The sequence below is a fragment of the Vibrio splendidus genome (assembly GCF_024347615.1).
In the GTDB taxonomy this organism is placed as follows: domain Bacteria; phylum Pseudomonadota; class Gammaproteobacteria; order Enterobacterales; family Vibrionaceae; genus Vibrio; species Vibrio splendidus.
Genome location: NZ_AP025508.1, coordinates 1,469,488 through 1,482,557, shown reverse-complemented (window position 1 = coordinate 1,482,557; position 13,070 = coordinate 1,469,488). Strand labels below are relative to the sequence as shown.

Sequence of the window (13,070 nt, the reverse complement as noted above, 5' to 3'; positions counted from 1 at the left end):
GCGCCTAAATTGTATATTTTTTAGCTAAATGGCAAAGGATTGGCATTTTTATGGATTACTTTTCCACGAGTTAGATTAAACTGTCTCAATGTTTATGGTTTGCCTGATTTTTCTCAAGCCAAAGGAATTAACACTAAATAAAGGTTTACGGTCGTTATGCGCAAAATTCTACTTACTACCGCTATGCTATTGGCTTCTAGCCAAGCACTAGCTGTTGATGAACAACCACAAGTAATGAGCAACTTTAACTACGATTACTTTGAAGCACGTATCGGTGCTAGCCCAGTAACATTTGGTGGCGCGTTCAGTAAGTCAATTCACCCGAATGCTCACGCTATAGCACGTATCGATTCAGAATTTGAAGGCGATTACGACTCAGCTGTAGGTCTTGGTTTCCACGCTCCATTAAACAACTGGGCAGACCTAACAGGTGAAATGCTAGCTCGTATCGTTCAGCCTGAAAACTCAAGCTCTACTGATATCGGTATGGAAATCAACGTTGGTGTTCGCCAATGGCTTGGTCCACAACTAGAAGTTGGTGGTAAAGGTGGTTACGTTTCTATCGATGATAACGATGATTGGACGGGTTCTGTTTACGCGCGTTTCCATTCTACAGAGCTTTTCTCTTTAGGTGCTGAAGCTCGTATTAACGACTTCTACGGTGACCAGCTAATGTTCACGGCTCGTTTCAAGTACTAATACTTAACGCTCAAGCCCTAACAAATAAGCTCTCCATGAGCACTTAGCCTTTTGATACTTAGTCTTTTAAGAAATCCGGCTAAGACAGAAACAAAAAAACCGAGGACATTCCTCGGTTTTTATTTATTAGTAATAATCTTAAGCATATAAGGCAAACTTCTTTAGTGGCAGCCCTTTAATAATTGCTGCTTGCGTGGCTCTTGTAATAGTTTCCAGTGAATACCATCAATTGCACCCGCAAATTTCCAAAGTAGTTTTAGGTCAACATCGTTTCCGTACGCTTTGCGAACCTTATTAAACACTTCAGGCGCGCCCAACTGCATAAACATTGAAACATCGTCCACACCCGCCTTTTTAACCATGCGCTCTAACGTAAGTTGCATGTTTGGTAGATCTCTCAATCTACGGCTAGCGGATGATTTCTTAAAGCTACGTTGCTGAATTGAATTATCGATTGAAGTACGAATAATACTATCCAATTCAGGATGTTCGCATGTAAACAGGTCAGTAATATCGTAATAATTTACGGTAGCTGTTGTCTGTTTTTTTACATGACGATACTTTTCACAGTCAAGATCCGTCAGTTTTTTATCTAATGACTTTCCACCTCTGATGAATAAACAACCTTCACTCAATAAAGCGAACATAGCGTCATTTTGAAAGAGGCCAATACCTCCAAACATAGAACGTTTTTGATGCTCACCAAATTGATTCACGTAATTAATAAATGCTGTCTCGGTCATATCCGTTGATCCTTAATCAAATTACCCCGATTAGGTTCATTACCAGACAAGCAGCTTTTTATGCGAAAAATTTTTAGTCTATTTTTTATTCTTTAGGTGAATATTATGATTTCGTTTTTCACCTTTAAATAAATGATACTTCGAAAAGAAAAATAAGTCTGGGCTTAGTTCACATCAATCAATTGAGTATTATGATTTTTCATGATTGATATCACAGTAAACTATCAAACCATGCTTAAATTTCGACACCCAGTGATACACCCGTTCAAATTATTCAAGGTTATGTCGTCGGATGAGTATTGCTTCACAGCATCGCGGCTTGTAAAATGGCAGAACATACATGTTGTTACTTTTTTTATGAATCATTTATCGTTTTTCTGGCTACCACAAAATAAGGCTCTTCTCTTAAAGGGTCTAGAATCAGAGTTTGCCCAACTTGTTGGCCATTCTATTTCAGCGGGAAAAATAACACTTCCTCCTATCCCTAACGTTGTGCTGAAAATTCAAAAGCTTTGCACCCTCGAATCAACCGGGATTGCCGAAGTTGCCGAATGCTTACTTGAAGATCCAGGCCTCACTGCTGTCGTCATTCGAGTGGCTAACTCTGTCGTATTCAACAGACGCAACATTACTTGTGTCGATATGATGACGGCTGTGTCGCGCCTTGGCATATTAAGAGTGCGTGACATCGTTACGGCTCAGGCTATTGAACAACTCAAGCATTCAGTCAACCTGAGTAAAGAGTGTAATGAGTTACTGGTTCAGAGCGCTTCTGTCTCCAAAGAACTCGGCGCCACTATGGTACTGGTGACCAACGGCTTCAAAGAACTCTCCCCTATCGAATACCGCTACCTTGAACATGAAAAGTCACTGCTTGTTGGGTTACTGGCTGACATTGGTTTGTTCTGTTTAGTGAGCGAATACCACCTCTACCTCGAAAATGGCAATTACCTAGACCACGATATTGCCCTACAAATATTCCAAGGCCAATGTTCTGCAACCAGTAAACTGGTGCTTAATCGTTGGGGCTTCGACAGCGACTTTATTGATGTGTGCAGTAATACCATTAATAGCCACGAAGAACGCGAAGTGTCTTACTTGGATATTGCACGAATCGCTAATCACCTGCTGATGTTCAGAAACAAGGATGAGAACATCGATGATCACGAAGTTGAACTTAACGTGACAGGTGCAGAGGTGCTTTATAAATTAAGCAACTTGAGCAAACATGATTTTAATGCAAAGCTAAGCGACGTGATCAATACTAGTGGCTTCTAAGTCACTGTTAAGTGACAAGTAAATGTAATATGAAGTAAATGCAATGGGGAAAGCATGTTTACAGGGATGATCTTTATATTTGCACCACTCGTCGTGGGGTATCTTTTTTCTATTTCGAACGATCAGACGCTAGAATTTATCAACCGCTCGACATCGCGGTTGATCTACGTGATTCTCGCGTTAATGGGGCTAAGCTTAGCCGCCCTCGATAACCTAGGCAGTAATCTGCAGACAATCCTTCTTTACACCGTCACTTTCTTTGTCTGCTTAAGTATTTGTAACCTAATGGCACTGCCCGCTATTGATAAGTTACTGCCACTCAAAACCGACAGCAGCAAAAAGAAACTTCCCCTCTCTTCGATGGCGATGGAGTCGGCCAAACTGATCCTAGTTGTGGGTTCAGGCCTTATCGCTGGTTTAGTATTGCCTATCAGTCTTGATTGGGTTGATACCGCCAGTGAGTGGATTTTGTTTGTACTTCTCTTCTTTATTGGCATTCAACTGCGTAATAGCGGTTTAACACTTCGACAAATCTTGCTGAACAAACACGGCATGGTCATCGCAATCACGATTATCGTCACCTCAATGCTAGGTGGCGTTATCGCGGCTTACATTCTGGATATCCCTCTGTTCAAAGCCTTGGCTATGTCTTCTGGATTTGGTTGGTATTCTCTGGCTGGTATCTTGATGGGTGACGCCTTTGGTCCTGTTTATGGCGGCGCTTCTTTCATGCTTGAGCTGTTAAGAGAGTTAGTTGCCTTAGTACTGATTCCAGTGCTGATTCGCAGCTATCCGTGTACCTCTATAGGCTATGCAGGTGCTACGGCGATGGACTTCACTCTACCTGTCATTCAAACAACAGGCGGTGTTCGATGTGTGCCTATCGCTATCGTCAGTGGCTTTATCCTAAGCTTGCTTGTCCCGATTTTGATGTTGTTCTTTGTATCTCTTGCTAACTAGATCGCAGGAATAGCGTTTGTTTTAGATTAGAATGCAACTCGAATACCTATGCCCAAGACACCGATACAGTTACCGAAATAAAAAGACACTAAGTGTCATTGCTCAACAAATAACGATCACGGTAACCTGTAACGACAAAGTTATAAAAAGAATAAACTTACAAAAGGAACCACTATGAAACGCCTTTGCGTCGCATTACTGCTAGCTTCAACTTCTACTTTCTCTTTTGCAGCAGATTCAATGTCTGAAACAAACCAGTGCCAAGCAAAAAAATATGATGCGTACATCGACGCCTCTTTGAATTGGTATGCCGACCTTGCTGCATTGACCTCTGAGCAATACCCAGAGCTAACAGAAGTCAGTGAGTGGTTCCTAGAAGGTCGTAAGCACCACTTTGAGCTTAATCGTGCTGCAGTAAACTACTACCTTGTGAATGACTCTAGCAAAGTGGCTACAGAACAACCTGTCGAAGGTTGGCTACAACTAGAGCAACACGACATTAAAACGCTATCAACACGTGATGATGAGCTAGGTAAAATCGCGAAAACAACGTTCGACGACCGCCAATCAACGCCTCATGCTCAAAACTACGAGCTACGTTCAGCGTTTGCAGAATTGCTTAGCCACCCTAAGCAAATCGATACGGCACTGCAACGCTACAACCAGTCAATTACTAAACTTGAAGCGATTAAGTGTAAATAACCCCTCATTTAATATGCTTTTTTGAGAAGTTGGATTTCATAATTAAGACGGGACATTGTTCCCGTTTTCGTTTAGATTGTCCCGCTCGCGTCAATATAAAAAAAAATAAATCGCTTGCTATGGTTACGGAACAAAAAACAGCAGATGTTAGCTTCGACAGTCTTTTACGTATCTTCACGGTACCTGAAGGCCCAGATTCAACACTCACTCAAATTGAAGACAAACTTTCACGAAACCTGAATCAATTCTTACGTGAACACATTGTGGCTGAAGAAAAGCCGCTGCGTGAAATTGAGAAAGATTTTTCAAATGCTCATATCCCTGAGCAGCCTGAGTTTGTTTCTGAACATACTGAGCATCTCCTCGATTCTCTCGTGTCTCACTCGGTTCATACGTCTTCGCCAAGTTTTATTGGCCACATGACGTCTGCTCTGCCGTACTTTCTGATGCCGCTTTCTAAAATCATGATTGCGTTGAATCAGAATCTAGTAAAAATTGAGACCTCCAAAGCTTTCACGCCCCTAGAGCGTCAAGTTTTGGGTATGCTACATCGCTTGATCTACCAAGATGACGATCAGTTTTATTCACGCTGGATGCACAGTGCGAACCACTCTTTGGGTGCGTTTTGTTCTGGTGGTACCATCGCGAACATTACTGCGCTTTGGGTTGCGCGCAACAATGCGCTGAAGGCACAAGGCTCGTTCAAAGGTGTAGAAAAAGAAGGCTTATTTAAAGCCATGAAGCACTACGACTACGAAGGCCTAGCCATCTTAGTTTCTGAACGTGGTCACTACTCTCTGAAAAAAGCCGCAGATGTCCTTGGTATTGGTCAAGAAGGTCTAGTGTCTGTTAAGACGGATAACGACAACCGCATTTGCACTGACGATCTAAGACTCAAGATCGAGCAACTTAAGCAGAACAAGATCAAACCTTTCGCCGTCATTGGTGTGGCTGGTACAACCGAAACTGGTAATATCGACCCGCTAAGAGACATTGCTGAGGTATGTGCCGAAACAGATTGTCACTTCCACGTAGATGCAGCTTGGGGCGGTGCGACTCTGATGTCGAACAATCATCGTCACCTGCTTGATGGCATCGAGCTAGCAGATTCAGTCACGATTGACGCACATAAACAGCTTTATATCCCTATGGGTGCGGGTATGGTGCTGTTTAAGAAACCAGATGCGATGACAGCGATCGAACATCATGCTCAATACATATTGCGTAAGGGTTCGAAAGATCTTGGTAGTCATACGTTAGAAGGCTCTCGTTCCGGTATGGCAATGCTTGTTTATGCGTCGATGCACATCATCAGCCGACCTGGCTATGAACTGCTAATCGACCAAAGCATCAACAAAGCGCGCTACTTTGCCGACCTGATTAAAGATCAAAGCGATTTCGAACTGGTTTCAGAGCCTGAGCTGTGCCTACTGACTTACCGCTATGTGCCTGAGCCAGTTAAAGCGGCGCTGCTTAAAGCTGACGCAATAAAACGCGTTGAACTGAATGAGCTACTGAATGAACTGACCAAGTTTATTCAAAAGAAGCAGCGTGAAACAGGCAAGTCTTTCGTATCGCGAACGCGCTTAAATCCCGAAGCATGGGCACATCAACCAATCATCGTTTTCCGCGTAGTGTTAGCAAATCCACTGACAGGTAATGATATTCTTTCTTCAGTGCTTGAAGAACAGCGTGAAATCTCTAAACTAGCACCAAACTTGATGGGCAAAATCAACAAACTGGTTACGCAAATCAACGCATAGTCATTCAATTTTAGTTGCATCAAATTGAAAATTTCTTTCTTTTTGATGTAACTAAGCTGTCAGTTCATACTCAATTTGCATTCTTTTTGCTCAAACTCTCTTCCAATTCTGTAGTTTTCTAAAATTTTGTTGAGGTTTGTCATATTCTTAAGCATTCATGCCGTGTTTTTGTATTAGTAAATAGTATGTTGGGTTTATACTGACTCTATGGTGCTAGTTAGCTTGATATCTATTTGATGCAGCAGTATTTACAATACCGAATATAACTTTGGCTTTGTGCTTACTGATATTTGCTTCAGCCATACCCCCTGGTAAAAGATATTAACTAGCAAGTTGTTCTCTATACCCTTGTGAACACTATGAATACATTAGAAAAAATACAAAAAAACCTGGAAAATTTCAGCAAGTCTGAGCGTAAGGTAGCCGAAGTAATCATGGCTTCCCCTCAAACTGCAATTCATTCTAGCATTGCTACCTTAGCTAAAATGGCTGACGTGAGTGAGCCTACAGTTAACCGCTTCTGTCGTCGTTTAGACACAAAGGGCTTTCCTGACTTCAAACTTCACCTAGCTCAAAGCTTGGCGAACGGTACACCTTACGTGAACCGTAATGTTGAAGAAGATGATGGCCCAGATGCTTACACGCATAAGATTTTCGAATCAACTATGGCTTGTCTAGACGTTGCTAAAAACAGTCTAGACGCGATGCAAGTTAACCGTGCGGTTGACCTGCTGACTCAAGCAAAACGCATTTCATTCTTCGGACTGGGTGCCTCTTCTGCTGTAGCCAAAGATGCTCAAAACAAGTTCATTCGTTTCAATATCCCAATCACTTGTTTCGAAGACATCGTGATGCAACGCATGAGCTGCATTAACTGCAGTGACAACGACGTTATTGTTCTTATCTCTCACACTGGCCGCACAAAAAGCCAAGTTGAGATTGCGAACTTAGCTCGCGAGAACGGCGCAACCGTTATCGCTATCACAGCGAAAGACTCTCCATTAGATAAAGCGAGCTCGCTGTCTATCTCATTGGATGTACCGGAAGACACTGACGTTTACATGCCAATGGCAAGTCGCGTTGTTCAGATGACGGTTATCGATGTGCTAGCAACAGGCTTTACACTTCGTCGTGGTTCTGGTTTCAGAGAGAACCTAAAGCGAGTGAAAGAGTCACTTCGTGATTCACGTTACGAGAAGTATTCTCAGTTCTAATCTGTTAAGGCATAATCTGAAAACAGATGACCTGAAAACAAATTGAATTAAAAAACGGAGCCTAGTGCTCCGTTTTTATTTATCTGTTTACAATGGTTTATGCAGTGAACTGTTCGAAGAGCGTTAGATCGTCCAGCTATTGCCTTTCTCTACAACATTATTCTCAGACGCATAAGAGTTAATAATGGTAAAACTCGACTCGGCAGCCTGTTCTGGGGCAAGTTGATTAGCCTGATTCATTGAGGCTGTCTCATGATACCCCTCTCCACAACTGCACTCCTCGCAAACCTGCTTCAGAATATGTACAAGCCTCTCTTGATTCAACGGTAAAGGGTTTCCTTTAATCGCCACTGATTTGAGCGCATCGGCAGACACCTCATCAAACTGAGCTTCGCAGACACCAAATTCAAGTAAGCTTGGTAGCTTGAGTGTATCCAACACTTCAGATAACCAAGCAATCGCCTCTTCTTCTTTTGCTTTTACGTTACCCGTCACTATCTGAGCGATTCGCTGATAACGCGCTAATATGTCGTTTCTTTGCTGCTCTTTCGCTACTGCTATGTTTTCTAACATCACAAATGGTGCCAAGCGCGCTGTAATCACACTGTGCGGCGCAGAAATCTTACCTCCTAACGCAGAAGCTAGCCCGTGCGCAGCGCCGAGCTTAGCATTGGTTATCGCCATTCCTCCGAGCATAGAAGCGAAGGCAAGATCAGAACGCGCTTGAGGTTCATCATAGATACACGCCTGAATGACAGAACAACTCAGCTTACGCAATCCTTCTTCACAGATCATATCGGTTAACGGATTCGGTTCACCACACACATAGGCTTCCATTAAATGGGTAAATGCGTCCATAGCACCGCGGCCAGATAAATACGGATTAGTGCCATGGGTTAATGCTGGGTCAACAATCGCGACGTCAGCTAGCATGTCTGGGCTTCTAAGGCTTATCTTGACTTGGTCTTGGCCTGATTTAAGTACCGCATTTTTAGTGACCTCAGCGCCGGTACTCGCTGTGGTTGGAATAGCGATAAACGGCAGTGGTTTGGTTTTAAGAGGAACATTACGCCCAACCACTTCAACATAGTCGTATAAATTACCTTGATTAGGTAAAACCGCAGCTAACGCTTTTCCCATATCAATGGCACTGCCGCCACCCATTGCCACCACCATATCAGGTTTAAATCGCCGAGCAGACGTGGCAGCCTCTTCAACCATTTTGATATTGGGTTCACCCGAAACGGCAATGTGCTGGTAACGCATACTCTGCGCATCTAGATAATCAGTAACCAGTGAGGTGCGTTCTAATGTATTACCAGTAACCAATAACACGCTATAGCCGTATTGATTAAAGAGAGACAATGAAGCAGGAAGTGCCCCATCACCAAAGATGATCTTTGTAGATGTCATAAATTGAAACATGGAGCCTCCTGCGCCTATGACTAAACAAAACTACGAACTCTTGGTTTTTTTGAAATTCTTGGTTTTTGGCATTTAATCTTCGGAATACAACCTTCGGAATGTAACCTTTGTACTTACAACACAATGCCTGCATCTAAAATACAAGCAGACTAAAATGGGGTTACGTCAGGCAGCTTACCGAATATGGTTCTATACCCAATGATAAGATGCCTCGTTCTGTGATTGATTTTTTTGACGAGGTGCAACTTGTCACACTAAAGATGGATTAAAGTCGCAATCTTAGGGGTAATTCACACTCTAATATTAAGGGTACTGAACGATGGTAGAGGCCAGTGAACGCGACCCTGCCTTTTTATGATTAATATTTGCGCTGATAGGCAAAACCTATCGTATTAAGAGGCAATTCCATCTTTATTTCCCCATGGCATTGAGGCATAGTTGGTTTTAAGAAATTTTGAGTGGCATTCATTAAAGAATAGTTAACATAATTGAGTTAACGAGCCTCATCCCGTATTTAGGAGAAATTAAATGTTTGTAGTTATTTTTGGTCGCCCTGCTTGCCCATTCTGTGTTCGTGCAAAAGAGCATGCTGAAACTCTTAAAGCTAAACGCGATGACTTCAACTACCGTTACGTTGACATCCACGCTGAAGGCATCAGCAAAGCTGACCTAGAGAAGACTGTTGGTAAGCCTGTAGACACAGTGCCACAAATCTTCATCGACCAAGACCACATCGGCGGCTGCACAGAATTTGAAGCATACGCAAAAGAAAACCTAGGTCTTTTCGACTAAGCTAAGATTTCTCTTACGAGATCCAATGCTAAAGCCTAAAACAGCTACCCAATTCAAGCGTTAGACTGTACGATTTATATCAAGCCCGCTCACTGTAGCGGGCTTTTTTTATGACCAGTTTTCGTACGGAATAATAATAAAGTCAAAATCAAGTAAAATAGCAAAATATCGCTTATATTTTATTTATATTTAGATACAATTCACCTCTCAAACTTACCCTGTGTTTCACGCCAATTATTGAGCGACCACTGTGAATATCGACGTTGTTTTTCTGTTAGAACAAAACCCCATTCTCCTCATCTTTGTTGTTTTATCGATTGGATTAGCCATTGGTAAAATTCGTTTCGGTAGCCTCCAACTCGGCAATTCAATCGGTGTTCTGATTACTTCCCTTATCATGGGACATCTTGGTTTTTCATTTAACGCTGATGCGCTCACGATTGGCTTCATGCTTTTCATCTACTGTGTGGGTATTGAAGCTGGACCAAACTTCTTCGGTATCTTCTTCAGAGACGGTAAGCATTATCTCATTCTGAGCCTTGTGGTTCTCTCTACCGCAATTGCTTTAACGTATTTCAGTAGCCACTACCTTGGGTTAGGCTTTGGTTTATCCGCAGGCATGATGGCGGGGGCCTTAACAGCAACGCCGATATTAGTAGGTGCTCAAGATGCACTGAATTCTGGGCTTGCAGAATTACCAAGAAACATGGATATAGGCCTGATCATCGAAAACCTCTCCGTTGGTTATGCGATGGCTTACCTAGTTGGCTTAATCAGCATGATTATGTTTGCTCGCCTTATTCCAAAGCTTCAGAAAGTTAACCTACACGATTCAGCTGAGCAAATCGCCCAAGAGCGTGGATTAGGTGCTTCAGGGCAACGTAAGGTTTACCTTCCAATCATACGAGCTTACCGCGTAGGACAAGAGCTTATATCTTGGACAGACGGTAAGAACTTGCGTGAACTGGGTATCTATCGCCAAACGGGCTGTTACATCGAGCGTATTCGCCGTAATGGTATTCTTGCCCATCCAGACGGTGATGCGATCCTGCAAGAAGGTGATGAAATCGCATTGGTAGGTTTCCCAGATAGTCATGCGCGTCTCGACCCAAGCTTCCGTAATGGTAAAGAGGTTTTCGACCGTAACCTTCTCGATCTTCGTATCGTGGAAGAAGAGATTGTCGTTAAAAGTGACAGCATCGCAGGTAAGCGCTTATCCGACTTGAACCTATCTGAATACGGCTGTTTCCTTAACCGCGTAGTACGTGCTCAAATTGAAATGCCGATGGACTTAAATATCGTGCTTTCTAAAGGCGATGTCCTGCAGGTCAGTGGTGAAAAGAGTCGCGTTCACGGTCTAGCTGAGAAAATTGGTTTCATCTCAATCCACAGCCAAATGGCGGATTTGATGGCCTTCTGTAGCTTCTTCATTCTAGGTATTTTGTTTGGTTTGATCACCATGACATTCGGTCAGGTGTCGTTTGGATTAGGTAATGCGGTTGGCCTGCTTTTATCCGGTATCATGCTTGGCTTCTTAAGAGCAAACCACCCTACTTTCGGTTATGTGCCTCAGGGGGCATTGAACATGGTCAAAGACCTGGGTTTGATGTTCTTCATGGTCGGTATCGGCTTGAGCGCCGGCGGTAAGATGTTTGAACACTTGACCCAAGTAGGCCCTCAGGTCATCGGTATTGCTCTAGTAGTGAGTGTGCTACCAGTATTCTTCGCTTACTTGGTGGGTGCTTACGTATTGAAGATGAACCGAGCTCTACTATTTGGTGCCATCATTGGTGCGCGAACCTGTGCTCCGGCGATGGACATCGTAAATGACCACGCTCGCTCAACTATCCCAGCTCTGGGTTACGCGGGTACGTACGCGATTGCCAATATATTGATGACCTTAGCAGGTACTTTCATTATCATCATTAGCTAGCGTCTGCGGCTTTAAAAGCAGCCAAGCTTAGATATTTCGAATGCACTAATTCATCTTTGGATTAGTGCATTTTTTATTACTTCTTCTCAGCTTTTAACGCATCCCAAGTCTGCTCTTTAAATCTCTTCGCATCTCGCCACTCAAATCCCGCATCTTCATTTATTTTTCCATGTCTGCTTTTAATCTCTTTCCTCAAACGACGGACAAAAAAATAGGCGCTCAGTGAGCGCCTATTTCGTTTTGATTCGATTGTTTGAATTAGATGTCAGCTACATCAAATTCAACAGCAGTATCAACGTCAGCTTCGTAATCAACGCCTTCAACACCGAAACCGAACAGCTTCAAGAACTCTTCTTTGTACTCTACGTAGTCAGTCAGTTCTTTCAGGTTTTCAGTTGTGATTTGAGGCCATAGGTTACGACAATGCTCTTGAATGTCGTCACGAAGTTCTAAGTCATCTAGACGTAGACGGTTCACTTCATCAACTTCTGCTGCGCTGCCGTCTGCTTTGTATAGACGTTGGCTGAACATACGGAAGATCTGTTCCATACAACCTTCGTGAATACCTTCTTCACGCATCTTCTTGAACACCATAGCGATGTAAAGAGGCATAACAGGAATCGCAGAGCTTGCTTGAGTCACAACAGACTTAAGAACAGCAACGTTTGCAGTACCGCCAGTTTGGCCTAGTTTTTCGTTTAGCGCTGATGCTGCACGATCTAGATCCATCTTAGCTTTACCTAGCGCGCCATCCCAGTAGATTGGCCACGTTAGCTCAGTACCGATGTAGCTGTAAGCAACAGTCTTACAACCGTCAGCTAGAACACCCGCTTCAGAAAGTGCGTTGATCCAAAGTTCCCAATCTTCACCGCCCATTACAGTAACAGTGTCTTTGATCTCTTCTTCAGTAGCAGGCTCAACGCTTGCTTCGATGATCGCATCTTTGTTTGTATCTACCGCTGTAGATGTGTACGTTTCGCCGATAGGCTTAAGAGCTGAACGAATTACTTCGCCAGTCTCAGGCATTTTACGCACTGGAGACGCCAGTGAGTACACAACCATATCGATTTGGCCTAGATCTTCTTTGATCAGGTCAATTGTTTTCTGTTTCGCTTCGTTAGAGAAAGCATCGCCGTTAAGGCTTTTTGAATACAGGCCTTCTTCTTTAGCTAACTTGTCGAACGCTGCTGAGTTGTAAAAGCCAGCTGTGCCCGGCTTTTTCTCAGTACCGGCTTTCTCGAAGAAAACACCGATAGTTGAAGCACCGCCACCAAATGCAGCCGCAATACGTGAAGACAAGCCGTAGCCACTTGAAGAGCCAACAACGAGTACACGTTTAGGTGCGTTTGCGATTGGGCCTTGAGCTTTTGTGTAAGCAATTTGTTCTTTTACATTAGCTTCACAACCGACTGGATGTGTTGTAGTACAGATGAATCCGCGAATTCGAGGTTTGATGATCATATTCAACTTCCTTAAAAAATCAGGGTAAGGATAAAAGTTTCGTACGCAAATGGCATCTAATTTCTGTAAAAATGTGGTGAAAATGCAAGTGGTTGGAGCA

11 protein-coding genes are annotated in these 13,070 nt (G+C 43.2%); 8 read left to right on the top strand and 3 right to left on the bottom strand.

What is annotated here, in order from left to right; all coding sequences use genetic code 11:
- Positions 1 to 156: 156 nt before the first annotated feature.
- Positions 157 to 699 carry a hypothetical protein gene (locus OCU90_RS06590; RefSeq protein WP_004734692.1) on the top strand — a complete coding sequence of 181 codons (543 nt, stop codon included), beginning with the start codon at positions 157 to 159 and terminating at the stop codon, positions 697 to 699.
- Between the two features lie 161 nt (positions 700 to 860).
- On the opposite strand, the gene OCU90_RS06585 is transcribed toward OCU90_RS06590, so the two are convergent.
- Positions 861 to 1,442, bottom strand: coding sequence for a TfoX/Sxy family DNA transformation protein (locus OCU90_RS06585; protein ID WP_004734691.1), 582 nt, complete (start codon positions 1,440 to 1,442; stop codon positions 861 to 863).
- Between the two features lie 357 nt (positions 1,443 to 1,799).
- On the opposite strand from OCU90_RS06585, the gene OCU90_RS06580 reads away from it, so the two are divergent.
- From OCU90_RS06580 to OCU90_RS06560, 5 genes are all read left to right on the top strand, one after another.
- Positions 1,800 to 2,720 (top strand): HDOD domain-containing protein, encoded by a 921-nt coding sequence (locus OCU90_RS06580; protein ID WP_004734690.1) that lies wholly within the window; start codon positions 1,800 to 1,802, stop codon positions 2,718 to 2,720.
- Positions 2,721 to 2,774: 54 nt separating this feature from the next.
- Positions 2,775 to 3,680, top strand: a complete 906-nt coding sequence (locus OCU90_RS06575) for a LysO family transporter (RefSeq protein ID WP_017077845.1) — start codon at positions 2,775 to 2,777, stop codon at positions 3,678 to 3,680.
- Between the two features lie 174 nt (positions 3,681 to 3,854).
- Positions 3,855 to 4,382: a hypothetical protein gene (locus tag OCU90_RS06570; RefSeq protein WP_004734688.1), complete on the top strand. Its 528-nt coding sequence runs from the start codon at positions 3,855 to 3,857 to the stop codon at positions 4,380 to 4,382.
- Positions 4,383 to 4,501: 119 nt separating this feature from the next.
- Positions 4,502 to 6,145: a pyridoxal-dependent aspartate 1-decarboxylase PanP gene (panP, locus tag OCU90_RS06565; protein ID WP_017086484.1), complete on the top strand. Its 1,644-nt coding sequence runs from the start codon at positions 4,502 to 4,504 to the stop codon at positions 6,143 to 6,145.
- Positions 6,146 to 6,504: 359 nt separating this feature from the next.
- On the top strand, positions 6,505 to 7,359 hold the full coding sequence (locus OCU90_RS06560) for a MurR/RpiR family transcriptional regulator (RefSeq protein WP_004734686.1): 855 nt from the start codon (positions 6,505 to 6,507) through the stop codon (positions 7,357 to 7,359).
- A gap of 123 nt (positions 7,360 to 7,482) precedes the next feature.
- Here the strand turns inward: OCU90_RS06560 and OCU90_RS06555 are convergent, their stop codons facing one another.
- Positions 7,483 to 8,784 (bottom strand): iron-containing alcohol dehydrogenase, encoded by a 1,302-nt coding sequence (locus tag OCU90_RS06555; RefSeq protein WP_061024617.1) that lies wholly within the window; start codon positions 8,782 to 8,784, stop codon positions 7,483 to 7,485.
- A gap of 528 nt (positions 8,785 to 9,312) precedes the next feature.
- On the opposite strand from OCU90_RS06555, the gene OCU90_RS06550 reads away from it, so the two are divergent.
- Both OCU90_RS06550 and OCU90_RS06545 read left to right on the top strand, forming a co-directional pair.
- A complete protein-coding gene (locus OCU90_RS06550) occupies positions 9,313 to 9,576 on the top strand; it encodes a GrxA family glutaredoxin (RefSeq protein ID WP_009847069.1) in 264 nt (87 codons plus the stop codon).
- 250 nt (positions 9,577 to 9,826) lie between these two features.
- The gene (locus tag OCU90_RS06545; protein WP_017077841.1) at positions 9,827 to 11,509 is read left to right on the top strand and encodes an aspartate:alanine antiporter; all 1,683 of its coding nucleotides are present in this window, start codon (positions 9,827 to 9,829) and stop codon (positions 11,507 to 11,509) included.
- A 258-nt stretch (positions 11,510 to 11,767) separates the two neighbouring features.
- On the opposite strand, the gene fabV is transcribed toward OCU90_RS06545, so the two are convergent.
- On the bottom strand, positions 11,768 to 12,970 hold the full coding sequence (fabV, locus tag OCU90_RS06540; protein WP_004734683.1) for an enoyl-ACP reductase FabV: 1,203 nt from the start codon (positions 12,968 to 12,970) through the stop codon (positions 11,768 to 11,770).
- Positions 12,971 to 13,070: the final 100 nt, after the last annotated feature.